Annotated in this window: 28 protein-coding genes; 19 read left to right on the plus strand and 9 right to left on the minus strand. The window is 41.5% G+C overall.

The window, feature by feature from the left end; genetic code table 11:
• Nucleotides 1-2: 2 nt before the first annotated feature.
• From ACL8WY_RS13005 to ACL8WY_RS13040, 8 genes are all read left to right on the plus strand, one after another.
• A complete protein-coding gene (locus ACL8WY_RS13005; protein ID WP_436515192.1) occupies nt 3-761 on the plus strand; it encodes a sulfite exporter TauE/SafE family protein in 759 nt (252 codons plus the stop codon).
• Between the two features lie 4 nt (nt 762-765).
• The gene (locus ACL8WY_RS13010) at nt 766-1,407 is read left to right on the plus strand and encodes an MOSC domain-containing protein (protein WP_436515193.1); all 642 of its coding nucleotides are present in this window, start codon (nt 766-768) and stop codon (nt 1,405-1,407) included.
• Nucleotides 1,408-1,514: 107 nt separating this feature from the next.
• Entirely contained in the window at nt 1,515-3,869 is a 2,355-nt protein-coding gene (locus ACL8WY_RS13015) for a GAF domain-containing protein (RefSeq protein WP_436515194.1), read from the plus strand.
• A gap of 698 nt (nt 3,870-4,567) precedes the next feature.
• A complete protein-coding gene (locus tag ACL8WY_RS13020) occupies nt 4,568-5,329 on the plus strand; it encodes an SDR family oxidoreductase (RefSeq protein WP_436515195.1) in 762 nt (253 codons plus the stop codon).
• 6 nt (nt 5,330-5,335) lie between these two features.
• A complete protein-coding gene (locus ACL8WY_RS13025) occupies nt 5,336-6,562 on the plus strand; it encodes an acyl-CoA dehydrogenase family protein (protein WP_436515196.1) in 1,227 nt (408 codons plus the stop codon).
• A 3-nt stretch (nt 6,563-6,565) separates the two neighbouring features.
• On the plus strand, nt 6,566-7,633 hold the full coding sequence (locus tag ACL8WY_RS13030) for a phosphotransferase family protein (RefSeq protein ID WP_436515197.1): 1,068 nt from the start codon (nt 6,566-6,568) through the stop codon (nt 7,631-7,633).
• Between the two features lie 2 nt (nt 7,634-7,635).
• Nucleotides 7,636-8,319: a histidine phosphatase family protein gene (locus tag ACL8WY_RS13035; protein WP_436515198.1), complete on the plus strand. Its 684-nt coding sequence runs from the start codon at nt 7,636-7,638 to the stop codon at nt 8,317-8,319.
• Nucleotides 8,320-9,138 carry an SDR family NAD(P)-dependent oxidoreductase gene (locus tag ACL8WY_RS13040; RefSeq protein WP_436515199.1) on the plus strand — a complete coding sequence of 273 codons (819 nt, stop codon included), beginning with the start codon at nt 8,320-8,322 and terminating at the stop codon, nt 9,136-9,138.
• A 123-nt stretch (nt 9,139-9,261) separates the two neighbouring features.
• On the opposite strand, the gene ACL8WY_RS13045 is transcribed toward ACL8WY_RS13040, so the two are convergent.
• Both ACL8WY_RS13045 and ACL8WY_RS13050 read right to left on the minus strand, forming a co-directional pair.
• Entirely contained in the window at nt 9,262-10,050 is a 789-nt protein-coding gene (locus ACL8WY_RS13045; RefSeq protein WP_436515200.1) for an SDR family NAD(P)-dependent oxidoreductase, read from the minus strand.
• 52 nt (nt 10,051-10,102) lie between these two features.
• Nucleotides 10,103-10,630, minus strand: a complete 528-nt coding sequence (locus ACL8WY_RS13050) for a TetR/AcrR family transcriptional regulator (RefSeq protein ID WP_436515201.1) — start codon at nt 10,628-10,630, stop codon at nt 10,103-10,105.
• A 54-nt stretch (nt 10,631-10,684) separates the two neighbouring features.
• Here ACL8WY_RS13050 and ACL8WY_RS13055 point away from each other — a divergent pair, with 54 nt between their 5' ends.
• Entirely contained in the window at nt 10,685-11,818 is a 1,134-nt protein-coding gene (locus ACL8WY_RS13055) for an MBL fold metallo-hydrolase (RefSeq protein WP_436515202.1), read from the plus strand.
• 35 nt (nt 11,819-11,853) lie between these two features.
• Nucleotides 11,854-13,494, plus strand: coding sequence for a hypothetical protein (locus ACL8WY_RS13060; protein WP_436515203.1), 1,641 nt, complete (start codon nt 11,854-11,856; stop codon nt 13,492-13,494).
• On the opposite strand, the gene ACL8WY_RS13065 is transcribed toward ACL8WY_RS13060, so the two are convergent.
• Both ACL8WY_RS13065 and ACL8WY_RS13070 read right to left on the minus strand, forming a co-directional pair.
• The gene (locus ACL8WY_RS13065; RefSeq protein WP_436515204.1) at nt 13,491-13,937 is read right to left on the minus strand and encodes a hypothetical protein; all 447 of its coding nucleotides are present in this window, start codon (nt 13,935-13,937) and stop codon (nt 13,491-13,493) included. The two genes, ACL8WY_RS13060 and ACL8WY_RS13065, sit on opposite strands and share 4 nt — an antisense overlap.
• 159 nt (nt 13,938-14,096) lie before the next feature.
• Nucleotides 14,097-16,361 carry a Tex family protein gene (locus ACL8WY_RS13070; RefSeq protein WP_436515205.1) on the minus strand — a complete coding sequence of 755 codons (2,265 nt, stop codon included), beginning with the start codon at nt 16,359-16,361 and terminating at the stop codon, nt 14,097-14,099.
• A 124-nt stretch (nt 16,362-16,485) separates the two neighbouring features.
• On the opposite strand from ACL8WY_RS13070, the gene ACL8WY_RS13075 reads away from it, so the two are divergent.
• Both ACL8WY_RS13075 and ACL8WY_RS13080 read left to right on the plus strand, forming a co-directional pair.
• Nucleotides 16,486-16,794 carry a PadR family transcriptional regulator gene (locus ACL8WY_RS13075; protein ID WP_436515206.1) on the plus strand — a complete coding sequence of 103 codons (309 nt, stop codon included), beginning with the start codon at nt 16,486-16,488 and terminating at the stop codon, nt 16,792-16,794.
• A complete protein-coding gene (locus ACL8WY_RS13080) occupies nt 16,791-19,421 on the plus strand; it encodes an ABC transporter permease (protein ID WP_436515207.1) in 2,631 nt (876 codons plus the stop codon). The genes ACL8WY_RS13075 and ACL8WY_RS13080 overlap by 4 nt, the downstream gene beginning before the upstream one ends.
• A gap of 3 nt (nt 19,422-19,424) precedes the next feature.
• On the opposite strand, the gene ACL8WY_RS13085 is transcribed toward ACL8WY_RS13080, so the two are convergent.
• Both ACL8WY_RS13085 and ACL8WY_RS13090 read right to left on the minus strand, forming a co-directional pair.
• Entirely contained in the window at nt 19,425-19,649 is a 225-nt protein-coding gene (locus ACL8WY_RS13085; RefSeq protein WP_436515208.1) for a hypothetical protein, read from the minus strand.
• Between the two features lies 1 nt (nt 19,650).
• Nucleotides 19,651-19,869 carry a hypothetical protein gene (locus ACL8WY_RS13090; RefSeq protein ID WP_436515209.1) on the minus strand — a complete coding sequence of 73 codons (219 nt, stop codon included), beginning with the start codon at nt 19,867-19,869 and terminating at the stop codon, nt 19,651-19,653.
• A 104-nt stretch (nt 19,870-19,973) separates the two neighbouring features.
• On the opposite strand from ACL8WY_RS13090, the gene ACL8WY_RS13095 reads away from it, so the two are divergent.
• From ACL8WY_RS13095 to ACL8WY_RS13120, 6 genes are all read left to right on the plus strand, one after another.
• Entirely contained in the window at nt 19,974-20,381 is a 408-nt protein-coding gene (locus ACL8WY_RS13095) for a hypothetical protein (RefSeq protein WP_436515210.1), read from the plus strand.
• A gap of 87 nt (nt 20,382-20,468) precedes the next feature.
• Nucleotides 20,469-20,903: an SRPBCC family protein gene (locus ACL8WY_RS13100; RefSeq protein WP_436515211.1), complete on the plus strand. Its 435-nt coding sequence runs from the start codon at nt 20,469-20,471 to the stop codon at nt 20,901-20,903.
• On the plus strand, nt 20,878-21,201 hold the full coding sequence (locus ACL8WY_RS13105) for an ArsR/SmtB family transcription factor (RefSeq protein ID WP_436515212.1): 324 nt from the start codon (nt 20,878-20,880) through the stop codon (nt 21,199-21,201). Before ACL8WY_RS13100 ends, ACL8WY_RS13105 begins: the two co-directional genes overlap by 26 nt.
• Nucleotides 21,167-21,454, plus strand: coding sequence for an SDR family oxidoreductase (locus tag ACL8WY_RS13110; RefSeq protein ID WP_436515213.1), 288 nt, complete (start codon nt 21,167-21,169; stop codon nt 21,452-21,454). Before ACL8WY_RS13105 ends, ACL8WY_RS13110 begins: the two co-directional genes overlap by 35 nt.
• A 148-nt stretch (nt 21,455-21,602) precedes the next feature.
• Nucleotides 21,603-21,986 carry a BlaI/MecI/CopY family transcriptional regulator gene (locus ACL8WY_RS13115; RefSeq protein WP_436515214.1) on the plus strand — a complete coding sequence of 128 codons (384 nt, stop codon included), beginning with the start codon at nt 21,603-21,605 and terminating at the stop codon, nt 21,984-21,986.
• On the plus strand, nt 21,979-23,361 hold the full coding sequence (locus tag ACL8WY_RS13120) for a M56 family metallopeptidase (protein WP_436515215.1): 1,383 nt from the start codon (nt 21,979-21,981) through the stop codon (nt 23,359-23,361). The genes ACL8WY_RS13115 and ACL8WY_RS13120 overlap by 8 nt, the downstream gene beginning before the upstream one ends.
• 47 nt (nt 23,362-23,408) lie before the next feature.
• Here the strand turns inward: ACL8WY_RS13120 and ACL8WY_RS13125 are convergent, their stop codons facing one another.
• The gene (locus ACL8WY_RS13125) at nt 23,409-23,822 is read right to left on the minus strand and encodes a hypothetical protein (RefSeq protein ID WP_436515216.1); all 414 of its coding nucleotides are present in this window, start codon (nt 23,820-23,822) and stop codon (nt 23,409-23,411) included.
• On the minus strand, nt 23,819-24,379 hold the full coding sequence (locus tag ACL8WY_RS13130) for an RNA polymerase sigma factor (protein ID WP_436515217.1): 561 nt from the start codon (nt 24,377-24,379) through the stop codon (nt 23,819-23,821). The genes ACL8WY_RS13125 and ACL8WY_RS13130 overlap by 4 nt, the downstream gene beginning before the upstream one ends.
• Nucleotides 24,380-24,500: 121 nt before the next feature.
• On the opposite strand from ACL8WY_RS13130, the gene ACL8WY_RS13135 reads away from it, so the two are divergent.
• The gene (locus ACL8WY_RS13135; protein ID WP_436515218.1) at nt 24,501-24,845 is read left to right on the plus strand and encodes a DUF6249 domain-containing protein; all 345 of its coding nucleotides are present in this window, start codon (nt 24,501-24,503) and stop codon (nt 24,843-24,845) included.
• A 456-nt stretch (nt 24,846-25,301) separates the two neighbouring features.
• Here the strand turns inward: ACL8WY_RS13135 and ACL8WY_RS13140 are convergent, their stop codons facing one another.
• Nucleotides 25,302-26,150, minus strand: coding sequence for a hypothetical protein (locus tag ACL8WY_RS13140; RefSeq protein WP_436515219.1), 849 nt, complete (start codon nt 26,148-26,150; stop codon nt 25,302-25,304).
• Nucleotides 26,151-26,477 lie beyond the last annotated feature (327 nt).

Genomic DNA, 26,477 nt, shown 5'->3' on the forward strand with positions numbered 1-26,477 from the left:
CTATGGAGATTGCAATACTCCTTCCGCTGATCTTTTTCTTTGTCGCCTTATTCTATTCATCTGTTGGTTTTGGCGGAGGTTCCAGCTACCTCGCCATCATGAGCATCTTCCTCACGGATTTTTACGAAATCCGATCAACAGCCCTTTTGTTAAACATTGCAGTGGTTTCGATTGGCACCATCATGTATGTGCGGAATAGAGTTTTTGATTGGAAACTTTTCTGGCCATTCTTATTGCCGAGCATACCACTGGCTTATCTCGGAGCTCAAATGCGATTAACTGAGCAAACGTTTTTTCTCATTTTGGGTGGATTGCTAATTCTCTCTTCTTTTTCTATGCTATCAAAGTTTTTAAAGAATAGTCAATTGGTACGAGAGTTTGGCTTGTGGAAGCGGCTAGGACTAGGAGGAATTGTTGGCTTTTTTGCAGGTCTTTCCGGAATAGGAGGTGGGATTTATCTTTCTCCTGTTCTCAATATGGTTAATTGGAAGGATTCCAGAAAAATAGCGTCACTTGCATCGGTATTCATTCTTGTCAATTCTCTTTCCGGCCTTCTGGGATTGTTGGCTGTAAATACCTTCACATTTGACAGTCAGCTGACTATTCGATTATTGATATCCGTGTTAATAGGAGGAATGATAGGTTCATGTTTGTCCAATCGAAAACTCAATACAAGACTCATAGGGCTATTAACAGCAGTATTGGTTCTATATGTCGGCTTGAGACTTTTACTATTTCATGGATATGGCCTGAAAATATAAATACATGCAACTAGAATCAATTTTTGCAGGGAAGCCCGTGAAGGCGGATTATAATGGGAGAGATATTTCTACTGCCATCTTCAAAAAGTTAATTAATGGCCCGGTTAAGGTCTCTTCATTTAATCTCGAAGGAGATAAACAAGCTGATCTAACTGTTCATGGAGGCGTGGATAAAGCAGTTTATGCGTATCCTTCAGAGCATTATGATTTTTGGAAAAAAGAGCGATCAGATCTTCAATTTCAACCAGGGCTTTTCGGCGAAAACCTATCAACCACAGGATTAGATGAAACCAATACTTGCATTGGAGATGTATACGAAATTGGATCAGTTGTGCTTCAAGTGACAAGTCCGCGCATGCCTTGTTACAAACTAGGAATTCGAATGAATGACTCGTTTTTTGTGAGAGACTTTATGAAAGCCGAGAAGAACGGATTCTACTTTAAGGTTTTACAAGAAGGAACAATAGAAGCCGGGAATGCGATTCGAAAAATAGATCAAGATGGACACAGACTGACGGTGGCAGAGGTTATTCAATTGTATACCACAAGGAAATCTGATAAAGAGCTGCTGCAAAAAGCCGTCGGTTCACCAAGTCTTCCTCAGGATTGGACAGACCATTTTGAAGTTATGCTACACAGGCTGTAATAATTCTCCTCGCTGAAGGGAATCTTAATCAGGTCATTTACGTTAAAATTCGCCCTGAGTGTACAAATGAATATCTTCAGGTTAAGATTGGAGTAAATAGAAGAGTCATGATTTATAATGGTAAAGAGGTAGAGTTCCCCGCAATTATGCAGGTGAGTTTTTTCAAACTCATCGATCAGTTGGAGGAATTAGCAGAAGGTAAGGATACCGGACGTGCGGCCTATGCAAAGGGTTTGTTAAAGGAAGTAGAGAAATATCCTGAGCTTAAAGAAGGGATTTCTGACGTGACCAAACTCAAAAAGTATCAAAAGTCTGTTGATAAGCTTAGCGAGGCACTTTTCCCGCCAGTACTGACTACCAATGAGATAAAGATCCTAACGCCACCATTCTATTTTCAGCCCATTTATACATCAAAACGATTCGATAATATCGTAGAAGCTTCCGGCGAGCCTTTTGAATTCACAATGAAGGATGTAGACGAAGATCTGTTCTACAAGTACTGTTGCTATTTCATCATGGGTAGCTATTTTGGATACCCGATAGGCGGTTCTACACCACAATTCTTCGAAATAGAAAATAGGGCGCAAGGATTCAAGCGCACCTATAAAATGCTGATCAACGCAGAGCTTTCGGAGTTCATTCCGACAGAAAAAGCCATACAGATTACGGAAAAAGACTACCATGAGCTAGTGGACAATTTCGACAACATGGAACTTTGGAAGAAGAAATTTCCACCAAATAGCTGGATCATGCGCGGAGTTAATATCATCAATCTGGTGGATGTTACAGCAGACCAATCCATAGGAAATATCACGTCAAATTTGCTCGTCAAGTCTGATAATGCATTTGCCAATATCAAACAAAGTGTGGGTAGGATGCTCAACAATACAAGCCTGTCCATCGGGGTGATCAGTTTGGAAAACAACAAACTCATACCAGTCGATCATAAGGATGTAGAGAGTGTATTACTGAATGATGGAGAGTCGCTACATTGTGAAAAAGACCTGTGCCCTCGCACATGCTCTGAGCTGTTTACCAATAAGGAACCATTAGTAGTAACTGACACTGATCTTTTTCATGAGCTATCCGGAACAGCCATGTCGCAGAAGTTGAAGGATACTGGATTTAAAAGCTACATCATCGCGCCGTTAGTGCATGAAGATGAATTACTCGGTTTCATGGAATTAGGATCTAAAAACAAGTATGAGTTGAATAAAGGCTCTTTGCATATGCTGGATCATGTGGTTCCGATTATTTCGATGGCGAAGAAGCGGTTCCAGACAGAAGAGCAAAATTTGGTCGAGGCGGTCATTCAACAGGAATGCACAACCATCCATTCCTCTGTGAAATGGAGGTTTGAAGAAGAAGCTCTGAAGTTTATTAAGACTCAGGAAGTGGGCGAAGAGACCGAATTCAAGGATATCGTTTTCGATAATCTTTATCCGCTGTATGGCCAGTTGGACATCAAAGGATCTTCCGAACGGAGAAATAGCGCGGTGAGCAAAGATTTGATCAAGCAGCTCAATGCGGTTACTAAAATTATAACCACCGCGAACAAGCAAAATCAACTACCGGTGCTGGAGGAACTTTTGCATCGACTGGATGGATTTACTGATGAACTAAAGAAAAATCTTGCTGCAGGAAGTGAACATAGAATTCTTTCTTTTTTGAAGGACGATGTATATCCTGTCTTTGAATATTTGAAAAATGATAGTTCAGAGTTAAAAACTCAAATTGAGAACTATGACAAATTATTAGATCCTGAACTTGGCTCCCTATATGAGGAACGGAAAAAATATGACACCAGCGTCAATCTGATAAATCAGCGATTGGCATCCTATCTCGATAAGATGCAGATAGAAGCGCAGAAAATGTTCCCGCACTATTTTGAACGCTACAAGACAGATGGTGTAGAATTCAACATGTACATCGGTCAGTCTATTACGAACAACAGAATCTTTAACGAGATGTATTTGCGCAACCTGCGCATATGGCAATTATTGGTGATGTGTGAGATGGAAAATGAATTCCATTCGCTACGTAAAGAGTTGACCGCTCCAGTAGAAATTGCATCATTGATTTTGGTATACAGCACACCACTATCCGTTCATTTTAGAATGGATGAGAAAAAATTCGACGTAGAAGGAGCATACAATGCACGCTACGAAATCATCAAAAAGCGTGTGGATAAAGCGCACATCAAGGGGACGAAAGAGCGCATAACTCAGCCGGGACACATTGTGATCGTTTATTCACAGGAGCAGGATGCCAATGAGTATCGAATCTATTTGGAGTTTCTGGCATCCAAAGGCTATCTGAAAAGCAAAATTGAAGATGTTGCTTTGGAAGATTTACAAGGTGTACATGGATTGCGAGCCTTGAGAGTAGCGGTAGATTATGCTGGTGCCGTTGGCGTTGATGAACTCATTCGCGAAATTGAGAAAGGCACTTCAGCTAAATAGATTTCGAACCATACATTGGAAGGCAAAAAATCCTTCCACTTCGAATGATTTAGAATAGAAAAAGTTTTTCCAACGCTCTTCAAGGTGTTTTGAGAGGAAAATTTATTTTTCTTAGCCTAATTTGAGTGATTTGCGACAAAAAAAATATTTCCAGAAGTTCTTCGAATGCTCAAACGAAGGACAGATGTTTTTCGAAGTTTTACAGACTTTTTTGGAGAAGAAAAATTATTTTCGGAGTTCTTAAATCTCCGTGAAGAAAAAAAATAATTTCCTGAAATTATTCATTAGTCATGCCTGATCCGATCAGGCATCTTCCACACAGAAGACCAAAAACTTAAAGAAAGATGCCGTGTCAGGCACAGCATGACAAAGACGGGAAGAACTTTCTGCTGATCAAAGCATATGCCTTTTGCTAACTAGACGGGATGGGAGCGGCCTGTTCCACGACGGACCATGTAAAGCGGACAGCCCCGAATATCTAAAGAGGCGTAATGAATCGTGTTCTCTACTAGTATTTCTAATGATATTTATTTGAAGGCTCTTATCGGCACGGTATAGCAGAGAGTAAACCAACGTCTCTGGCGCGAAAGTTACTTTCGTGCCACTAATTCACTCAAAATTGACCTTCTTTATGTCTAACCTGGGCTCTGAGCTTAATTGATTCAATTATCTTACACTAGAGTCATAAATTGAATCTAGTGAAGAGAAAAAATATATTGATTACCGGTGCCAGTTCAGGTCTTGGCAAAGGTATGGCCATGGAATTCGCGAAGCAGGGTTGCAACCTGGCGCTATGTGCACGAAGAGTAGAAAACCTTGAAGCACTAAAGAAAGAGCTCCACGAAATTAATCCGGAAGTCAAAATCTACCTCCGATCTTTAGATGTTACCAACGCAGATCAGGTATTTGAAGTATTCAGAGCATTCAACCAGGACTTTCATGACATTGGCGAACAGCTGGACAGAGTTGTGGTCAATGCAGGAATGGGAAAGGGAGCTTCCTTGGGGAAAGGACATGCGGCTGCAAACATGCAAACAGCAGTAACCAATTTTTGTGGTGCCATCAGTCAGATGGAAGCTGCGATGGAAATTTTCCGCGAGCAAAACCATGGACACCTGGTGGCGATTTCCTCCATGTCTGCATTTAGAGGTTATCCTTTTGCAATGACAGTTTATGCAGCAACAAAAGCAGGATTGAAAAGCTTGGCAGAAGGCCTTCGAATTGACGTGCTCAAGAAACCAATTAAAGTATCTTCCATCTTTCCCGGGTACATCCAATCAGAGATGACCGATTCAATTGGCAAACCGCCACCGTTTATGATCTCTTTAGATAAAGGATCTAAACTGCTAGTTAAAGCCATTAATAAAGAAAAAGCCAACGCATACGTGCCATTCTGGCCATGGTATTTCATTAAACTTTTAATGCCGTTTATGACTTCCAAAATGTTGAGAAAATTTTAATCAATCATGAATTTCGAATCTTCTAAACGCTCCCAGGAATACCTTCAAAAACTCAAAGCATTTATGAAAGAGCATGTATTCCCATTTGAAAGGGAATATGTTGAATATCATAAAAAACACAATGCTGACGGAAACTGGCAAAATTGGACCGAGCACCCGAAGCTTGAGAAGTTAAAGTCTCTGGCAAAAGCCGAAGGGCTCTGGAATCTATTTTTACCTGATTCTGAATTAGAACAAGGACTAAGTGTTCTGGAGTATGCACCTCTGGCCGAGGAGATGGGTCGAGTGTACAATTCTGCTGAGATCTTCAACTGCAATGCGCCAGATACCGGCAACATGGAGGTGCTTTATCATTTTGGTAATGATCAACAAAAAGAACAGTGGCTGAAACCATTGTTAGCAGGCGAAATGAAGTCCGTTTTCTGTATGACTGAGCCAGATGTTGCATCCTCGGACGCCACCAATATTGAAACATCCATTGTTCAAGATGGCGATGATATTGTCATCAATGGTAAGAAGTGGTGGTCAACAGGGTTAGGTCACCCGGATGCGAAGATCGCTATCGTGATGGGACAGACAAAGGACGAATCGCGAGGAAGGCATGATCAGCACACGATGGTGCTCGTACCTTTGGATACCTCTGGTGTTCAGGTAAAACGGATGCTCAACACATTCGGCGCTTATGATCCACCGGCTGGACATGGAGAAGTGCACTTCGAAAATGTACGTGTTCCTAAAGCCAACCTTATTCAGGATTTTGGGGCAGGTTTTGCCATTGCTCAAGGCAGGTTGGGACCGGGAAGAATTCATCATTGCATGAGGTGTATAGGCGCAGCTGAACGTGCACTCGAGTTAGCAATCATTCGAAGTGGCACGAGACAAGCGTTCGGAAAATTGTTAGCACAGTTGGGAGGCAATTCTGAGCGATTTGCAAAAGCAAGAATAGATATTGACCAGGCCAGATTATTAACTCACTATGCAGCATGGAAGATTGACCAAGTTGGTGTTCGAGAAAGTATGACTGAAATCTCGGCAATCAAAGTGGTAGCCCCCAATGTGCTGCAGCAAGTCACAGATATGGCCATGCAAATTCATGGGGGTGGCGGACTTTCAGATGACTTCCCACTTACCAGCTTCTTCATTCAGGCTCGTGCACTAAGATTAGCTGATGGTCCGGATGAGGTACATATGCGCATGATCTCCAGACTGGAATTTAAAAAATACCTGAGTTGATCCATGAGTAAACAAATCAAAGATTTGGAGAAGGAACAGCGTATCGGTGAAGAACTCGACTTGGGAAAGCTTCTACCTTGGATTCAATCTCAAGGTCTGGAATTACATGGCGAGCCCACTATCACGCAGTTTTCGGGTGGAGCATCCAACTGGACTTATCGGTTGAAGTTTGATAACCAGGAGGTGATTTTGCGCAGAGCACCACTAGGCAAGAAAGCTGCTGGCGCTCACAATATGCCCCGTGAATACGAATTGCAAAAGAAACTGAAGCCGCACTATCCTTATGTGCCCGGTATGATTGCCGTGTGTGAAAATGAGGAGGTATTAGGTTCCACGTTCTACCTTATGGAGCGACTCGAAGGAATGATCCCAAGGAAAAATTTACCAAGAGAGGTTCAATGGGATGAAAAAACAGTGTCTGTGCTTAGTCGATCGTTTTGGGATAAAATGATTGAACTCCATCAGGTGGATTATCAAAAGCATGGATTGGATACCTTGGGTAAAGGTGAAGGATATGTAGAGCGCCAAATTATCGGGTGGAACAAAAGGTATTCGGACGCCAAGACATGGAATGTTCCGGAAGGTAAAAAAGTGATGAAATGGTTGGAGGAAAACATGCCGAAGGAGGAGAATTTATGCGTAATTCATAACGATTTTCGACTTGACAATGTAGTACTCGACCTGAATGATCCAGCCTCGATCATTGGAGTGTTGGATTGGGAGCTGGCAGCTATAGGTGATCCTTTGATGGATTTGGGAAGCAGTTTGGCTTATTGGGTTCACGAGGATGATAACTTTTTCATCAAGTCGATGCGACGGCAAGCAAGCAACGCTGCTGGCATGATGAAGAGGCAGGAGATTATCAATTATTATGCAGATAAAACAGGAAGAACCATTGATGATTTCCGATTTTATCGCGTCTACGGATTGTTTCGTTTGGCAGGTATTGCACAGCAGATCTATTATCGCTATTCAAAAGGATTTACACGTAATAAGACGTTCAAGAATTTCTGGATGATTTCGATTTACCTGATCAAAACTTGTGAAAACGTCTTAAAGCAAAAGAATTAACAATGGCTATGATCTACCTTATCCGACATGGCCAGGCCAGCTTTCTGAAGCACGATTACGACAAACTCTCCGATTTGGGCATGCAGCAATCCCAGATACTCGGGCAGGCACTACTGAATCGGAATCAAACACCGTCAATCATTGCAGGGGGAAACCTCGTGCGCCATAAAGAAACAGCAGATCATTGCCTTCAGGCATTCGATCAGTCTTTTAACACGCAGGTCGATCAACGATGGAATGAGTACGACCACATGGAATTGCTAGGGAAGCACGATTCAGCATTTACAGATTACAGTACTATTGGCGAATACCTGAAAAAGCAGGATAATCCTATGCGAGTATTGCAGAAGGTGCTTAATGACTCAATCGAAGATTGGATAGCTGCCAAATATGATTATTCACTGAGCTGGCAAGAATTCAAGCAAGGTGTTTGGGAGGCCTTGAACGATGTGGCATCAAAACTTGGGAGTGGAGAATCAGCCTGGGTTTTCACGTCAGGAGGTCCAATCTCTGCGATATTAATACAGCTTTTATCCTTGGAGGAGAGGCAATTTGTTGACCTGCAAGGACGGCTGGTAAACAGTAGCATCACAAAAGTGCTGGTAGGAAAAAATAAGTTATCACTCAGCACATACAACGAATACAGTCATTTAGATCACAACGCCGAATTAATTACTTACCGCTAGATGAAAGAACTAAAAAAGCTCAATAAGAAATATCCAAACAAGACAGCATTCATTACTGGTGCAGGTTCAGGCCTGGGAGCAGCATTCTCAAAACTGCTTGCGTCAAATGGGTGGACATTACATCTCTCCGACATAAATCCTGATTCATTGGAAAGCCTGAAACCTTCCTTGGAAATTGGAGAAATTCATACGTATCAGTTAGATGTAGGCGAAAAAATGGCTTACGGAAACCTTGCAGATGACCTGATCAAAAATGGCGTGAAACTGGATTTGCTTATCAACAATGCTGGAATCGGAGATGCAGAACTTTTTCAGAATTATCAGATAGATCATTGGGAGCGTATGGTCAAAATAAACTTGTTGGGGACCTATTATGGATCTCATTATCTGCTGCCCCTTATCGAGGCTCAAAAAGGAATGATTGTGAACATTGGCAGTGCGGCAGGCTTTATGAATGCTCCGGGGATGTCAGCGTATAATGCGGCCAAAGCTGCCGTTTTTGCATTAGCAGAGACTTTACATCACGAGCTGAAATGCAAAGGAGTGCACGTAAGCGTGGTGACGCCCACCTTTTTCAAGACCAACATTATGAGTGAGGCGAGCGGTTCAGAACAATTCGTTCACTTTGCCGAGAAGCAGATGAAGTATTCCACCACCAATGCAGATGAAATGGCTCAAGTCGTTTTGGAGCAATCAGCGTCAGGTAAGTTTCATATCATTCACCCAAAGGAAGCTAGAAGGGCTTTTTTCTTCAAGAAATGGTTCCCCGGTCTTGTTGCCAGGCAATTTGACAAGATGATGGAGAAGTTTTCAAGGTAATTATTTCATTTCCAAAAACTTATATGATAGCTAATTCGGCCATTCAGGAAAATTAGAAAGGCTGAAGATAAGTATGAAGTATCAAGCTATTTTTTGTCTAAAATTCCTGCAGCCTGCATTAAATTATGACTTTACTTCCTGCATTTTTCGAATTTGACTCAAAACCATTTTTTTAGGGGTAAGTGGGAGAAATGCCATCATCAGTTTTTGTGAGAACTTCAACCCGGAGATTTTATCCAGTTTACCCTTAAGCATGGCATCATAACCATCTTGAGCTACACCTCGCGCACTCGCAGTATTGGTGAATAAATCAGTCTTGTCCATGCCTGAAACTTTACCAAAATCTGTATCAGTAGCGCCAGGCATCAGGTTAGAAACAGTCACATTGGTATCGCTGAGCTCTTCCATGAGTGCATTACTAAATGAAGTAACGTAGGCTTTGGTCGCATAGTAAACAGCTTGTAGTGGTCCCGGGAGCAAACTAGCAGTGGAAGAAACATTTAGAATTTTGCCATCGTTTCGAGCGACAAAATCTTTCAGAAAATAATGCGTTAGCGCGGTAAGTGCTGAAATATTAAGATTGATCATATTCAGATCGTCCTGAAGATTTCTTTCATGGAATTTGCCTACGCCTCCAAACCCGGCATTGTTGATCAAGTAGTCTATTTCTATACCACTGCTTTTTACTTCATCGTATATTTCTTTTGGAGCATTGGGTTCAGACAGGTCCTTTGCAATTACATGCACAGACACACCATGAATTTTCTCCAATTCATCTTTCAATTCCTTGAGCTTATCAGCGCTTCGAGCCACAATAACCAAGTCGCCACCTTGCTCCGCATGAATCTGAGCAAATTCTTTTCCAATACCTGATGATGCACCTGTAATGAGTGCTGTTTTTTTCGTTTTCATAATCTTGCGCTTCATAATAAGTGAGTAATCACTTATAATATATTTAAAAAATTTATACTTTGTATTTCTGTTTTAAAAATTCGATCGTGCCTTCCAGATCAAAGTTCTTTTGAAGGATAAAGCGAGTAGCCATACCATCCATCAGGGTTAACAATAGATTCGCCTCTTTTTCTGGATTCAGGTAGCGCAGCTCCGCAAAGGCCTTAACCAATGCTTGTTCCACAGCTTCCGTCTTGTGTTCACCATAGATTTCTAATTCCCACTTTATCTTAAACTGGAGTTTCCAAAATGCAATCGCATTTGGATCCTGACTCGTTTTTGTAATGATTTCGATGAATTTGCGAATCACCTGTTTCGGATCAGTTTCAGTAATGACGTCAGCAAAAAGCACCTTCGCTTGTTCTTCACCAAGCTGAATAATGGATTCAAGCAATCCTTCTTTGTTTCTGAAATGACGAAAAATCAATCCTTCAGACACTTCAGCGCGCTTGGCCACTTTGCTAGTGGAGGTGCTCCGATAGCCTTCTTCTGCAAAGAGCGACAATGCAGCATTCAATATTTTTTCTTGCTTCTCTGTCATAAAAGTGAGTAATCACTTACAAATTTAGGAAAAGTTTTTAACTTGCCAAGTATTATGAAAATATTCAAGCGAATTATGCTCGTTATTATCTCTATTATCCTTTTGATTGTCTTATCTGTTGTCATCTTCTTCCGAACAGCACCACAGATTGGAGGAAAGGCCACAGGAGATCGATTGGAACGCATGCAAAATGCTCCAAATTTCAAAGAGGGAAAGTTTCAAAACACGGTGGAAACGAAAATGGAGATGACCTGGGAGACATTGAAAAAGTCACTTTCACATTATTTATTCGCAGATAAATCCTTTAAAAATCCGCAACAGCCGATTCGTGTACAACCTTTTAATGTGGAGGCCTTCGCACAGGTTCCCGATGATAGTATAGCATTTGCATGGTTCGGACACTCTACTATTCTTATGCGAGTGAATGGTGTTACTATCCTTGCAGATCCCGTTCTCGAAGGCAGCCGAGCATCGATGTTTTCATTCATGGGCCCGGAGCGATTTGATTATTCTGATCATATAAGTGTCGAGGATCTTCCTGATATCGACGCGATAATTCTTTCGCATGATCATTACGACCATCTAGACTACCCAACTATTAAGGCTTTAAATGAAAAAGTAAACCGTTTTTATTTGCCATTAGGGGTGGGGGCGCATTTTGAGGCCTGGGGTGTGCCTGCGGCGCACATCACAGAACTTAATTGGTGGGATGAAGTAGAAGTGGAAGGATTGAAGCTAGCATTTACACCGACTCGCCATTTTTCAGGTCGTGGTTTTGGCGACAGATTTAAAACACTTTGGGGTTCTTGGGTGATCATGGGGAACAATAAACGATTGTATTTCAGCGGTGACAGTGGCTATTTTCCTGGTTTTAAAGAAATAGGGAATAAGTATGGTCCATTTGATCTTACGTTTATGGAATGTGGCGCCTATAATGAAGGTTGGAGTGAAATCCATATGTTTCCAGAGGAGACCGCACAAGCTCATTTAGACGTAAAAGGCAAGCTACTAATGCCCATCCATTGGGGAAAGTTTGATCTTAGCTTGCATCCATGGAAGGAATCTGTCGAGCGCTTATCCTCAAAAGCTGAAGAAGAGAACATATCATTATTCACGCCAGAAGTGGGACAGATGATATCATTATCCGATAGCAGAAATCTTGATAGCTGGTGGGAGGAGTACAAGTAGACTCCATGTGCTAACTTTAGGCAAAACCTATAACCATGAATAGAGCCTTTATCTTGTTCCTTTCCTTAATCGCTGTAATTGCAGCCTGCACATCCAATGTTTCAGACAAGAACCTGTCGAAAGAAATAGAAAAAGTTAGCGCCTCTTATGAGGATTTGACTTCCCTTTTCGCAGAATGGCGTGAATTTGAAAATCCGCCATTGCTGAACGGTGCACCGGATTACACAAAGGAAACATTTGATGCTCGGCAGCCAGAGTTTGAAAAACTGCAAACTCGATTACTAGCCATGGACACAACCGGCTGGAGTATTCCCCAGCAGATCGATTGGAAGATTGTCTGGGCAGAAATGAATGGATATGATTTCAATCGACGAATCCTGAAGCCATGGGAACGCGACCCTGCTTTCTATAAGTCGGCATGGACCTATCGAAGTGATGTGCCCGCTCACGAGGGACCTACGCATCATGGAACGACAGAAATCTGGCAATATGAATTTCCGCTAGATGAAGAAGCCAAAGCAAAGTTCCTGGCAGATTTAGCGGTAATCCCACCGCTGAATGAACAGGCAAAAACCAATTTGACAGGAAACGCTCGTGACCTTTGGATTACAGGCATCCGGACGATCAAATTTCAAAGTGAGGTACTTGACATGATGATAAGCTCAGAAGAGATATCGGGTGATCAAGAAGTCGTTGACGCATTATCATCTGCAAAAACGTCAACCGATGATTTCATTTCTTGGTTAGAAGATCAGGTAGATTCGAAAGATGGACCTTCAGGAATAGGAAAGGAGAATTACAGTTGGTACTTGCAAAATGTACATCTGGTGCCACTCAGCTGGGATGATGAAGTAATGATTCTAAAACGTGAGTTGGCCAGAGCCTGGTCTGCATTGAAGCTGGAAGAACATCGGAACAGGGCGTTGCCTCAAATCGAATCTGTAGAGTCAGAGGAAGCTTATGACGCAATTGCAGATCGTGCCGCATCCAGCTTAATTCAATTTTTAGATAATGAAGAAATCGTGACAGTCAAGGACTACTTTGAGCCAGCTTTGCGTGAACATCTGGGTTCGTTTACTCCGAAGGAAACACGGAATTTCTTTGCCATTACTGCTCACCATGATCCACGCCCATTATTTTCACACTTCTATCACTGGTTTGAGTTGGCACGAATGGATATTGAACCCAACAACAGTCCTATCAGAAAGGGGCCATTACTCTATAACATCTTTGATAGCAGAAACGAGGGAACCGCAACGGCCGTGGAAGAAATGTTTATGGATGCGGGTTTGTATGACGATAATCCGCGTGTGCGCGAAATTGTCTACATCATGATCGCACAACGTGCAGCCAGAGGTTTGGGATCGCTATATGCTCATGCCAATGAAATGACAATGGAAGAGGCTGGAAGAATTCATTCGGAATTCACACCCAGAGGTTGGATGAAGACGGAGAAGGACTTGCTAATCTTTGAGCAGCACTTATACCTGAGGCAGCCGGGATATGGTACAAGCTACATTACTGGAAAGTATTTGCTGGAAGATGCCATGATGGCATATGCCCATAAAAAAGAAAAGCAGAACAAATCATTTGTTCTGCGTGAATTCTTTGATAAGCTAAACGCTATTGGGAATATTCCTATAGCGCTAGCTAAAGAAGAGATGGTAAGTAATTAAGCGTTTTCTTTCGCTTCTTCTTTCTTCGTTTCTTCTACTACTTCTGCTTCTTTTGTTTCGCTTTCAGGCTGAGCTTCTGAAACATCTTCTGCAGCAGTTTCAACCTCGTGGCGAGTAACAGTGAGCATAAATTGCTTATCCATCTTAAACTCGTACATGGCTTCTTCCATCAGTTCGTAAGCAGTGTTTGACTTTAATAGAATCTCTAATAGATCCTGAGCAACCACAGACATTTTGATGTTGTTCTGAGCTCTACGCTTGTATGCTTCCAGTGTGAATGAATGCCCGCCTCGTTCTTTAGGATTGAGATCACGAAATTCGTGAGAAATGAATTGATACTCTTGAGGAGCTTCAGCAGCATCTCGCATGAGTTTAACAAGTACTGGTTTGTACTTATTCCAAAGAAGTACGTAAAGACTATGATTGACCGGATAAGAAGGCATGGTTATTTGTTTTTAAGGTTTCATTCAGATCTCATATCTAGAGATCGTCAGTGGAATGAAGAACCATCATAGATGGCTGGATTTTGACCGTACGATCAGCCCTCGCCTCTGAACATACCTCCTTTCGCACAATACAAAGGTAGTAGAATTAATCTAACCTTAATTTCCAAACTTTCCTTTTAGCATTGCAAGCTTTGCCTGAAGGTCTCCATCGGGTTGTTTTTCCTCTCTTGGTTTAAATTCTGACTGCTTTTTCGTCCGTGTTTTTTTCTCGCTCTTTTTTACCTGCGGAGCATCACTTTTCATGGAAAGAGAAATACGTTTTCTCGGCACATCTACTTCCAGGACCTTTACAGTCACTTTTTGTCCAAGTTTTACTACCTGCGTAGGATCGGAGACAAAGGAATTAGAAAGATGACTGATGTGTACCAAACCATCTTGATGCACGCCTACATCTACAAAAGCACCAAACTTGGTGATGTTTGTCACAACACCCGGCAAACTCATGCCTTGTTTCAGATCAGTGATTTCATTCACTCCTTCCTGAAATTGCACCGCTTCAAACTGATCTCTCGGATCACGACCCGGGCGATCCAGCTCATCCATGATGTCTTTCAGTGTGGGTAGCCCCACCTCATCATTTACATACTGATTGAGGTTGATCTGTTTTCTAAGCTCAGCTTTTGTCATCAAATCACGCACAGAAGCTTGTGCATCTTTCGCCATTTCCTCAACTGTTTTATAGCGCTCCGGATGTACTGCACTCTTGTCAAGTGGATTTTTCGCTCCTTCTATCCGTAGAAAACCTGCAGCTTGCTCAAAGGCTTTGTCTCCCAGCCGCGGTACTTTTTTCAAAGCTTCACGTGAATCAAATGGTCCGTATTCGTTTCTGAATTTCACAATGTTGTCGGCAATTTGTGGACCTAGCCCGGAAACGTAAGTAAGTAATTGCTTGCTGGCCGTATTTAGCTCAACGCCCACATTATTCACGCATGTCATCACCACATCATCCAGTGATTTTTTTAAGGCATTCTGATCTACGTCATGTTGGTATTGACCTACACCGATGGATTTAGCATCAATCTTCACCAATTCTGCTAATGGATCCATCATCCTTCTTCCGATGGAAACAGATCCACGAACGGTCACGTCTTCATTAGGAAATTCGTCACGCGCGGCTTCTGAAGCTGAATAGATGGAAGCGCCACTTTCATTCACCATCGCGATTAAGACGCTGGTTGGAAGGCCGAGCTTCTTAATGAAAGATTCGGTTTCTCTGCTAGCTGTCCCATTGCCAATGGCGATTGCTTCTATCTGATGTTTCTCAACCAGGTGCTTCACGGTTTCTCCAGCCCTGGTAGTGTCCTTCTGCGGCTCGTTGGGATAGATAGCTTTAAATTCCAGCAGTTTCCCTTGTTTGTCCAGACAAACAACCTTGCACCCGGTACGGAATCCCGGGTCAACTGCCATTACAGCTTTTTGACCTAATGGAGCTGCCATCAGAAGCTGTTTTAGATTTTCTGCAAAGACAACAATCGCTTCTTCATCCGCCTTTTTCTTGCTTTCCATGCGCACCTCTGTTTCAATGCTCACACTCATCAGGCGTTTATAGCAATCCTTGATTGCTGTTTTCACATGTTCTCCTGCTTCGTTATTCGCTTTGACAAACGATCTTTCTATTATTCCAATGGCGTCCTCTTCCTCGGGAGAAATATTCATGGAAAGAAAACCTTCTTTTTCACCACGACGAATCGCTAACAATCTGTGCGAAGGAATTTTGTGGATTGGCTCGTCCCACTCAAAATAATCTTTATACTTCTGGGCATCAGCTTCTTTCTCTTTGCTTTTCAAGACTTTGGAAGAAATGATTCCCTTTTTCATGAAGAGCTCACGTATTTTCTGTCGCATTTCTGCGTCTTCATTAATGGTCTCGGCGATAATGTCTCGTGCACCTTGTAGTGCTTCGTCTTCCGATTCAACCCCTTTCTCCGTATCAATAAACTGTGCAGCTTCGGTCTGTGGGTCGAAATTGCCTTGAGATAAGATTTTTGTAGCAAGTGGCTCAAGGCCTTTTTCTTTAGCGACGCTCGCTTTCGTTTTACGTTTAGGCTTGTATGGAAGATAAAGATCCTCTAAAGCAGTCATGGTCTGAGCTTCATTGATCTTCTTCTTCAGCTCAGGTGTGAGCTTTTCTTGCTCTTCGATGGACTTTAGAATGGCTTCTCTTCGAGCATCCAGGTCGCGTAGCTGTTGAATTCGATCTCTCACACTCGCTACCTGCAAGTCATCTAAACTCCCGGTCACTTCCTTTCTATACCTCGAAATAAATGGCACAGTGGCACCTTCATCTAGAAGGGCTACTGTGGCGATTACTTGCTTTGGATTAATGGATAGCTCTTGCGCAATTCTTTCTTCGTGTCTCATTCGTGTCTTCAAAAAATAGAGGCCAAAAATAGGAGAGCTATTGAATTAAAAATACAGATGTGGAAAACTTCTAATTTTTTCTCGCGTAATATTTATACAAATGTTTATTAAATAGATGTATAAAATGGGCGCATTAGAAGAAATGGTCATCTTGATCGCAGCGGCAATGAAGGAAGAAGCATATGCTGTTTCCATTGCCAGAGAGTACACAAGAAGGACTTCTCAGCAAATATCGATACCAGCGATTCATACAGTATTGAAAAGATTAGAGACCAAAGGATTTGTGAGATCCATAGAGTCTGCACCAACAGCTAAACGTGGGGGTCGCAAAAAGAGGCTGTATCAAATCACTTCATCTGGATATTCATTGATTGCTGAACTTCGAAATCAACGAGAAGAGTTGTGGTCGCTGATCCCAAAGATGTCGGTATGAATTATCAGGAAAACATACCTAAATCACCTCTCCGATTTTTGAGGTGGTTCTGCAAAAGTGCTTTGATTGATGAGATCGAAGGAGATCTGATTGAAGCCTATCAAGACAGACTGGAGCAAAATTCACGATCTGCAAAGCTCAAATTATGGAAAGAAGTGCTGCAGTCATTCAACTTAAGAAATATAGGAATCATGGAAAAATATCAGAACCGTGCCGGGTTTGGAAGGGTCAGCATGTTGAAACAATATGCCCGTGTGTTGTATCGCATGGCTAGGAAGCATAAAGTTTATACAGCTATTTCTATAGCTAGTTTAACGTTGGGTATAACCTGTGCTGGCCTCATCCACTTATATATCCAAAAGGAAGCAAACTTTGATCGAATCTACAGCCAGGCTGATAAGATTTACCGAATCAATCACAAAAGCACTACCTCCGAAAGGTCGTATGCGTATGCTCCTTTGGCGATGACACCCTACTTGATCCAAAATTCGGAGGCAGTTGTAGATGGGACTCGGATTTTCAAATATCGACGTGCTTCCCCAATAACAGTTGTAGCAAGTCAGCGATCATTCAATGAACCTCGATTGGGGTGGGCTGACGAAAATTTTTTCGAGCTTTTTGATATCCCTTTAGTTAGTGGACAGGCGGAAGGAATGCTCGATCGACCAAACACGATCGTCTTGAGTGAAACCACTGCTCAAAAGTATTTCGGAGAAGATGATCCAATTGGACAAATGGTGGAGTTTGGATCTGCAGAGAAACACAAGCTGGAAGTGGTCGGAGTATTTAAGGATTTTCCATCAAACACGAGTTTTCAATTTGATCTTATTTCGGGTCTTGAAACGTGCAGCCGGATTATGTGGTCATCCAATCATCTCAATGAATGGAGAAATATGTTTGTGAGTGCATACTTACTGGTCAAGCCTGAGTTTGTGCAAGATGTTGCTTCATTTGTGCAGGAAGCCACCACGACATATTTCGACCCTGAATCCACCTCGACATGGGAATCTACTATTCAACCACTGACAGATATTCACTTGGGCGCTGCGATGGATATTGGAGAATGGAGTAGTCATAATGACAAGGAAAAACTTGCGCTCTTGGGTGCAATTGGGATTATCATACTGTGCCTGGGTTGCTTCAATTTCACGAATATGATCACAGCGCAGGCTGGCCAGCGAACAAAAGAAGTTGGAGTAAGAAAAGTATTGGGAAGTCATCGCAGAAACATCGCCCAGCAAACACTTTTTGAAACCATGACCTTTGTGGTGGTTTCCGGAGTTCTTTCCATCGCATTGATATATGCACTTCTACCAAAATTAGGTGTCTTGACAGCCCATAGGTATGAGTGGATGGAATTGATAAAGCCTGAATTCTACCTTCCATTTGTCATCATACTGTCCGTGGTGGTTATTATTTCAGGGGCATATCCGGCATTGTACATTAGCCGTATCCAATCGATTCAACTTATGAAACAGTCGACATTGGAAGGTGGTGGCAGCATCAGAAACATTCTTGTAACCGCACAGTTTACGATAACCACAGCGTTAATTATTAGCACTGGTATCGTGTATTTACAGCTTCAATATCTAAAAAATAAAAAACTGGGATTCGATGATTCAGTCATTGTGAATATGCCCATTCATAATGATGAGGCAGTGATCCCTAAAATAAATACGTTCCGCAATGAAATAGCATCCTACGCCGGTATTAGCCAGGTGACCGCTGCATCACATGAGATGCTCACTGACTATACATACATCACGCAATTTGATATTGAAGGGATTGAAGCAGAGAATTTGTGGGAACGGTACACGGTAGAGCAAGATTACATTTCCACATTCGACCTGGAAATTATAGCCGGACGTGAATTTGATAGTAACATTCAATCCGATTCAACGGCATTTATACTCAACGAAAGTGCAATAAAAGCTATTAATCTCACTCCTGAAGAAGCAATTGGTAAAACGATCACGGATATTAGTCTGGATAAGACAGGCAAGATTGTAGGAGTTGTTAGGGACTTTCATTTCAGGTCATTACATCATGAGATTGCCCCATTTGTTATGTATGTCAACTGGGATCGATTGGACTACATCTCAGCGAGATTAGCTTCAGATAATTTCCAGAAAAACATTAGTCACTTGGAGGACATCTGGAATAAGGTATTTGGGGATGGCGTTCCATTTTTCTTCAATTACCTTGATCAGCAGTCGGCCGCCATGTATCAGAAAGAAGACAATGAAATGCAGCTCTTCAGCATTTTTAGTTTCATATCTATTCTTCTGGGAACGCTTGGATTGTTTGGTTTCGTCCTTTACACCACCGAAAGAAAGTTCAAGGAGATAGGTCTCAGAAAAGTACTTGGAGCGAGTAGCTGGCAGGTCATTGAATTAATCAATAAGAACTTCATGAAAATTCTTATCATAGCTGCTGCTATAGCCACGCCTATAACCTTTTTCTTAATGAGCAAGTGGCTAAAGGATTTCGCATATCGAATTGATCAGCCTATTTGGGTGTATATAGCTACCGTATTGATTATTTTCCTTGTTGCAATAATCACAGTCAGTCGAACTACATGGCGAGCTGCAGCCTCTAATCCTGTAGAGGCAATAAAGAACGAATAGGGTTCAGAATCTTTTTTGAGATTCTACCTCATTAAAGAAGTTGATGAGATAGTAGATGCTTTTGATCAGTTCTTGCTCGTTAGGAAGACTAGGCTCGTTGGAAGTAAGATGTGTGAAAAATAGATCCTCGAGGTTACGTCTGATTTTTGCTGGCGAGGCAAATTCAAACATATCCTTCAATTCATTTAACATTTTCTGATCGGATTCAAACTGGTCGAGTGGGCTCATGTTATTGTGAGAGTTTGTCAATTTTTGATTTCATTTTGTTAAGCAGTTTTGAATATTTGATGGCCATATTTTTAATGTCAGCATTGTTTCTGTGACCCTTACAGACTTTTCGGATGTAGTCTAGTGTATACTCTGTTCCATACTTTTGATCAAGTAGCTCCTGAATTTTCCTAAAATCTGATTCCACAAGATCGTGTGTATTTACGTATGATTTTAACATATTTGTCTAAGATTCTAATACAAATAGTAGAAATTAACTACTATTGAAACAATTATCTACTAATTAACTACAATTTGAGTATTTTCAACAACAATCTTCGATTTATGTGCAAAAAAATGGGATTAAGTCAGCAAAGACTTGCCGATCTCATGGACATTAAGCGTGGGAAAGTTGCTGGATATTTTTACGAAACACAGGCCAAGTCAACCTTCCACCAAAAGCTTTCGGAGCAATTCAATCTTAATCTTGGAAAATTTTTAACACTAGAGATGAACGATCTAAACTTCGAGACTTTTTTTGATTCGTCCACATCAGCGATGGTAAATGAGCCAGCGCAGACGTACGGAAAATCAGGAGCTATTGAGTTACTTCAAAAAGCAAAAAATGCAGATTCTGATGAGCAGCGCAACAAATTCATTGATGAAGCCATAATCCTTTATGAGCGTCTATTTGACCGAAACAGTGAATTAAAGGACGAGCTGATTGCCGTATTGAAAAAGGATTTGGAATAGAAATATAGTTACGCAACTAAATAGTTGCGTAACTATATTTTAGTTCTATATTTGCAACTAGATGGTTGCATAATAAATGATTCAAAAATGAAAGACGTACTAGTAAAAGAAAAAACATTTGCACACTCCATAGATAAAGTATGGAAAGCTATTTCTGAAGGAGCGGAAATTTCCAAATGGTTTATTCAAGCTGACTTTAAGCCACAGGTAGGATATGAATACACATTTACTGCCACGGAAGAGCATGGAGGAACGAAGATTCGAGGAAAAGTACTTGCGGCTTCTCCCTACACATTGAAATACTCCTGGCGAGTTGAAGACACCGAAATAGACACTACGGTATCTTGGGTTTTAGAAGAATCTGATAATGGTACCAAGCTAACTTTGGAGCATTCAGGCATATCTCAATATCCTGAGGAGGCAGCCACGGAGATGCTTGGACATTTCGACAAAGGATGGAATATGTGCATCTCAGGACTAACAGAATACCTCACAAATGAAATTAGCAAGCCAGCGCATTAGCAAAATATTTAAAGCCATAGCTGACCCTACGAGGCGTGAGATTTTTCACGCACTTGTAGTGGCTAGTGTGGCCATGCCAATCACAGAGATATCTGAACAGTTTGATATCAGCAGGCAAGGAGTAACTAAGCATATCAAAACACTGGAAGATGCCGGGCTGATCACAATCACTTCTCAAGGAAGAGAGCGTTTTTGCCAGGCGGACCCCAAACCATTGAAAATGGTTTACGATTGGCTCGGCTTTTACGACAAATTCTGGGACGATGTGTTGGATCGACTGGACGATCATTTGGGATAAACCCAACGAAAACTTTGCGAACTTCGGAAAAGAAAGACCTCCCGGACCAATTGAGACACCCATTTACAGTAAACTCGGGATGTCAGAAGAAGAGGTGAATCAAATGGGACAAGGATTTGCACAGCAAGTGCCACTTGGCAGATTCGGATCTTCAGATGAATTAGCGAAAGCTGTATTGTTTCTGGCTTCTGATGATGCATCGTATATCAATGGAGTTGAACTGGAAGTGGATGGAGGGTTGAGTCAGGTATAATTAAAACTAATTGAAAATAGACCATCTATCGGTAACGATAGGTGGTTTTTTTGTGCTTTCTTACCTAACTACGAAAAAAATCGTAGGTTTTCTTGTTTGTTAAAATAAATGATCTGTTATTTGGATTACGAAAAAAATCGTAGATCACATGAAAAAGTATCAACCAACAAATAGCGAACTTGAAATTCTTAGTGTATTGTGGGAAAAAGGGAGTGCTACCACCAGACAAGTACACGAAATTATCGCGCAGAATAAAAAAGTGGGATACACCTCCACATTAAAAACCATGCAGAATATGCATGAAAAAGAATTGCTCTCTCGGCAGCCGCAAGGACAAACTCATCTTTACTCTCCTGCTGTTGAGCAATCTGATATTCAGCAGGTGATGCTGGGTGGGTTTGTGAATAAGCTTTTTAATGGTTCTGCGAAAAACCTGATTCTACAAACACTGGGTAATCAAAAACCATCTCGTGATGAGCTGGATGAAATTCGGGCCATGTTAGACAAATTGGAAAACGATGGAGATGCTTAATCAACTATCGCATCTCCTCACTTGGACGCTGGTTCATTCACTCTGGATCGGAGCACTAACGATGCTAGTTGCGAAGGTCGGGACTACATTCATAGTCAAACACCAGCTAAAGAGCACCATTCGATTGAGTGCAATCATCCTATTTCTTGTTGTAACAGGAATTGTATTTGTCACAAAAATTGAATTTGAAAGAGGTAATGACATTGGCTTCTTATTGGTTGACGGAGATTTTTTTGAATACGATTCGCTTTCAATGTTTGAAAAACTCGAACTATGGATATCATCCAATAGTGTCTTGATTAGCATGGTGTGGTTAATAGGACTTGCTATTAGCTTCTTGCGATACTATGCGGGATTCTATCAAATTCAACGGATCAAGCGGGTTTCTCATTCCAGTGAAGATCAAAGGATTCTAGATGTCATTAAGGAGATCAGTCAGAAGCTGAAGATTAGATCCAATGTGGAGGTAAGAGTTTCATCGTTTATAAACTCTCCGCTGACCAGCGGATGGCTTAAACCCATCATCTATCTTCCTATCGGCATGAATACTGGTTTTTCGTATCATGAGATCGATACCATCCTAATGCACGAGATGGTACACATAAAACGGCAAGATTATCTAATCAACTTACTTCTGGCGAGTCTGGAGTCACTTTTTTTCTTCAATCCATTTGTACTTGTGATGATCAAAGAGCTACGAAGTGACATGGAGTTTGCTTGTGACGATCGGGTGGTAAAGGATCATAAAAAATCCACCTATATACATGCCTTGCTAAAGCTTCAGGAACAACAGCTATCACCTTCCGTGGGTCTGGCTGCAAAAGGAAACAACTCAGAATTTATAAAAAGGATAAATAAAATGATGAACAGAACAAACAACTCAAATGAAAGGAGCAAATTGATACCAGGACTTATCATATGCTTGTTTTTAGCAGCTTCCATTATAGGAAGCGCATTTATCAGTAAAACAGAGCCTGATAAAGAGCTGAATGAGGTAAGAACACCTTTGAGCCAGCAGGATACTGTCAAAGTGAATTCTAATGAAGAGCTTAGCCTAGCAATTAAAAGTGTTGGTAAAGAAGGCTTTGCATCAACCGTTTTTCTATTAAATGGGAAAGTAGTTCCGATTATTAGCGGTGAAAATCTAGAAAAAGGAGAAACCATGATGAAGCACATCAAAAAGGAACTCGTGCGAGATGGGATATTAAGTGCTGAAAATAAGCGCGTCAGACTCATGTTTCAGTATTCTGATCTGCTAAATGGCAAGGAAGTACTGGGGGATAAATATCCGAAGTATAAGAAGATCTTTAATGAATACTTCCCGAAGTACGACAGCTATGCAACTACACGGGTTTTCAAGTATGATAAAGAATGATTTTACCACGTTGGAATGAGCCGCTGCAACTTGTAGCGGCTTTTTTATTATCGGAAGAGTCCTTTTACCCATCTATAGCTGATCATCAGATAAATGCCAATGACATTGATGGCAGCTATTGCGATAAGTATCGTAGAAGGGATTTTAGGAAGACTTGGTTTAGTCACCTCAAATGTGAAGCTGTCGCTAAGGCCCGAGAAGCTGTCCTGCAGAAAGACAAATAATTTTGGAACTTCAAAGGTGTTAGCGCTGGTATCGAAAAGGAGGTAAGCCATGACCAACGCAAACATACTTCCCAGCACCACCCAAACTTTCTTACTGATCACAGGCTCATATTCAAAAGCCTTCGGGTTTACATCTATCCGATGCATCACCTTTTCGGTGATGCTGGAGCTTGACTGTACTTCACTCTCTTCAAACAATCGTTTTAGCAAGTCATCTTCCTGATTCATATCTATCATAACGTTGATTGTTTAACACCCATATCTTTTAATATCTCTAGTAATTTCTTCCGACTTCTATGCAAAAGTATCTTCACATTAGAAAGCGTCAGATCAGTCACATCGCATATTTCCTGTAGCGAGAGTTCCTGATAGTAAAACAAAGTTACCGCCGATCGCTCATCCGGTTTCAATTGTGCCAAAGCACGATTCAATACTTGCTTACGATCATCCAGATGCAAATCTTTAGAGGGTGAATTCACCATGTTGCCGGCACTTGAATTCGTCACATTGTCCAAAGACACCTTCGCAGGTACCTTTTTCCTAAAGTGTGTGAGACAGTTCCGATGCGCAATACGAATCAGCCAGGTCGAGAAAGAGGCTTCTCCTCTAAACTGACTCAACGATCGATACGCTTTCACAAATGTGTCCTGTACCATCTCCTCAGCATCCTCCCGATTATTCATCAGGTAATTCACGTAATTAAAAACCTTTGCTTCGTACTTATCCACCAAAATGGCGAAGTTGCGCCATTCTCCCTTTAGGATGCGATCGATAAGTTCAGCCTCAGTTTTCATGTTCATTTTCAGCTTTGACTACCAAAGCCTACTATAGGTTACGAAATATTTTCACTTTCTGTAACCTCTTTCCACAAGTGGTAGTCAAAAGGGCAGAACAGTAACAATTTAAATTATAGATATGGAACCATTAATAGTTTTCCTCGCACTTTTCGGAACCGTTTTCGGTATCGCATACGTGTTTTTGACTACCAGAAATAAAGAACGTCTGGCTCTCATAGAAAAGGGAGTAGAGGCTTCACTTTTTAATTCCAAAGGATCAAAATTCTCTATTGCAAAGTTTATCCTCAACATTGCTTTGCTTTTCATGGGTATTGGAGCGGGCATATTCATTGGAGACCTGGTATCGGATAGCCTGAATATGAAAGAAGAAGTAGCCATCCCATCCATGTTATTCGTCTTTGGCGGACTCGGCCTTGTGGTAGGATTCTTCATCACACGGAATCTGGAGACAAAAGAAGACTAAGGAATACGCATTAGCGTCTATACAGGGTACAAGAATAGCATGGCTTGTGCCCTTTTTTTATTTGGAGAGAACAAGTGCCATTTCACCTCCGCTGATATCCGCGCTGTACGCTTTACTTTCGTGCCGCTCCCATCCCGTCTAAGTAGAAAAGGATTTACCCTGAGCCAGAGCTATCATGCCGTGCTTGACGGCATCTTCCTTCAAGTTTGTTGGTTGTTAGAATCTGAAGATACCTGATCAAGTCAGGTATGACTGAATTGCTGGAAGTTGCACGTTGTGTCATGCCGTTCTCCGAAACGGCATCTTCCGTAAAAACTGACCTTAATTTTTAGAGGAAGATACCTGATCAAGTCAGGTATGACTGAAGGGTGGGATGGTGCACTTTGTCATGCTGTGCTTGACACGGCATCTTCTATTTTCAGATGTCGAAAAATGAAAATCATCGATCCGAGACGATCATTTCTTATGTAAAGGGAGCGTCACTCCCAACAATGGAATCCCCAAAAAATTGAAGTCTCTTGATGTTAACAATCCATACTCTAAACTGGCTCTACCAATGATAGACCGACCTCCTATAAAGGTGAAGCTGACATCTTGCTGAATATGATAGCTGTCCAAGATCAAATAAAATTTTGGGCCAGTTCTGAAGGTTCCGCTGATTGTAAAAAGGATATCGGAGTTTTCACCTTCTCCGAAGGCACTTCCGGCACCTATCGTAATGTTCCGATCTCTTGTACCAAAAGTGGCCAATCCATAAAGGAACCCGAAACTTGAGTCTTCCACTGCTCCAAAAACACCTCCAATGCCCGCATTAAATTTGTTCTCGACAATCGGGACTGTGTACTTGCCGGTAAGCCAAAAAGGAGCCCAATCTGTAAAAAAGAAAGTGGCCATAGTGCCTATTCCCATAGATAAATTGTCAGTAAGTCCGTAGGAAACATTATTGAAAAGAATCCAGACATTTTGATAATATCCTTCTTTTTTCTTCAGGCTATACGCGCTCAATGATGCGAAATAATTAGACGTTTGATATTGGTATGGCCACAGCTGATCAGATTGTGCCGAAGGAGGTGTCTCCAGCGCAATCATCTCTTTTATTTCAGCTCTTGGAATAGTGATTACTCCAATATCCTGAACGTCAATCTTTACTTCTTTTTCATTCTCATCAATGATCATTCCTACAAAGACGCTACCGGATGTAGTGGTGATTTGATACTTGGTGGAGTCAGATTGAGTTTGAGAAAAAGAGGTGTTTACTATTAAAGCAAATACAGCAAGGTAGATGGTGAGTGTGGTGAATTTCATTTTGAGCTGGATTGGGTGATGAAGGTATTTACTTGTTAGTAAGCGAAATGGTTTTAAGCCCCCAAATTTTGATCAAATAAGTAACATGATTAATACTGAAGATGTCTAACACGGCATCTTCCACAGAATAACTTCTCCCTTGTGCTTAGAAGAAGATACCTGATCAAGTCAGGTATGACTGAATGGTTGGGAGTTGCACTCTGTGTCATGCCGTGCTCGACACGGCATCTTCCTTCGAGTTAGCTGAATGTTAGAATCTGAAGATACCTGATCAAGTCAGGTATGACTGAATGGTTGGGTAGTGCAGTTTGTCATGCCGTCCTCTGA

This window comes from Ekhidna algicida, assembly GCF_051379705.1.
Lineage (GTDB): Bacteria > Bacteroidota > Bacteroidia > Cytophagales > Cyclobacteriaceae > Ekhidna.

Coding starts and splice junctions, on each gene's coding strand:
- ACL8WY_RS13070 (WP_436515205.1), bottom strand. CDS start 16,361: ATGAGACACGAAGAAAGAATTGCGCAAGAGCTATCCATTAATCCAAAG.
- ACL8WY_RS13095 (WP_436515210.1), top strand. CDS start 19,974: ATGTGCAAAAAAATGGGATTAAGTCAGCAAAGACTTGCCGATCTCATG.
- ACL8WY_RS13120 (WP_436515215.1), top strand. CDS start 21,979: ATGCTTAATCAACTATCGCATCTCCTCACTTGGACGCTGGTTCATTCA.
- ACL8WY_RS13045 (WP_436515200.1), bottom strand. CDS start 10,050: ATGAAAACGAAAAAAACAGCACTCATTACAGGTGCATCATCAGGTATT.
- ACL8WY_RS13135 (WP_436515218.1), top strand. CDS start 24,501: ATGGAACCATTAATAGTTTTCCTCGCACTTTTCGGAACCGTTTTCGGT.
- ACL8WY_RS13055 (WP_436515202.1), top strand. CDS start 10,685: ATGAAAATATTCAAGCGAATTATGCTCGTTATTATCTCTATTATCCTT.
- ACL8WY_RS13065 (WP_436515204.1), bottom strand. CDS start 13,937: ATGCCTTCTTATCCGGTCAATCATAGTCTTTACGTACTTCTTTGGAAT.
- ACL8WY_RS13015 (WP_436515194.1), top strand. CDS start 1,515: ATGATTTATAATGGTAAAGAGGTAGAGTTCCCCGCAATTATGCAGGTG.
- ACL8WY_RS13130 (WP_436515217.1), bottom strand. CDS start 24,379: ATGAAAACTGAGGCTGAACTTATCGATCGCATCCTAAAGGGAGAATGG.
- ACL8WY_RS13060 (WP_436515203.1), top strand. CDS start 11,854: ATGAATAGAGCCTTTATCTTGTTCCTTTCCTTAATCGCTGTAATTGCA.
- ACL8WY_RS13005 (WP_436515192.1), top strand. CDS start 3: ATGGAGATTGCAATACTCCTTCCGCTGATCTTTTTCTTTGTCGCCTTA.
- ACL8WY_RS13140 (WP_436515219.1), bottom strand. CDS start 26,150: ATGAAATTCACCACACTCACCATCTACCTTGCTGTATTTGCTTTAATA.
- ACL8WY_RS13100 (WP_436515211.1), top strand. CDS start 20,469: ATGAAAGACGTACTAGTAAAAGAAAAAACATTTGCACACTCCATAGAT.
- ACL8WY_RS13090 (WP_436515209.1), bottom strand. CDS start 19,869: ATGTTAAAATCATACGTAAATACACACGATCTTGTGGAATCAGATTTT.
- ACL8WY_RS13040 (WP_436515199.1), top strand. CDS start 8,320: ATGAAAGAACTAAAAAAGCTCAATAAGAAATATCCAAACAAGACAGCA.
- ACL8WY_RS13110 (WP_436515213.1), top strand. CDS start 21,167: ATGTGTTGGATCGACTGGACGATCATTTGGGATAAACCCAACGAAAAC.
- ACL8WY_RS13075 (WP_436515206.1), top strand. CDS start 16,486: ATGGGCGCATTAGAAGAAATGGTCATCTTGATCGCAGCGGCAATGAAG.
- ACL8WY_RS13085 (WP_436515208.1), bottom strand. CDS start 19,649: ATGAGCCCACTCGACCAGTTTGAATCCGATCAGAAAATGTTAAATGAA.
- ACL8WY_RS13125 (WP_436515216.1), bottom strand. CDS start 23,822: ATGATAGATATGAATCAGGAAGATGACTTGCTAAAACGATTGTTTGAA.
- ACL8WY_RS13050 (WP_436515201.1), bottom strand. CDS start 10,630: ATGACAGAGAAGCAAGAAAAAATATTGAATGCTGCATTGTCGCTCTTT.
- ACL8WY_RS13035 (WP_436515198.1), top strand. CDS start 7,636: ATGGCTATGATCTACCTTATCCGACATGGCCAGGCCAGCTTTCTGAAG.
- ACL8WY_RS13115 (WP_436515214.1), top strand. CDS start 21,603: ATGAAAAAGTATCAACCAACAAATAGCGAACTTGAAATTCTTAGTGTA.
- ACL8WY_RS13080 (WP_436515207.1), top strand. CDS start 16,791: ATGAATTATCAGGAAAACATACCTAAATCACCTCTCCGATTTTTGAGG.
- ACL8WY_RS13105 (WP_436515212.1), top strand. CDS start 20,878: ATGAAATTAGCAAGCCAGCGCATTAGCAAAATATTTAAAGCCATAGCT.
- ACL8WY_RS13025 (WP_436515196.1), top strand. CDS start 5,336: ATGAATTTCGAATCTTCTAAACGCTCCCAGGAATACCTTCAAAAACTC.
- ACL8WY_RS13010 (WP_436515193.1), top strand. CDS start 766: ATGCAACTAGAATCAATTTTTGCAGGGAAGCCCGTGAAGGCGGATTAT.
- ACL8WY_RS13030 (WP_436515197.1), top strand. CDS start 6,566: ATGAGTAAACAAATCAAAGATTTGGAGAAGGAACAGCGTATCGGTGAA.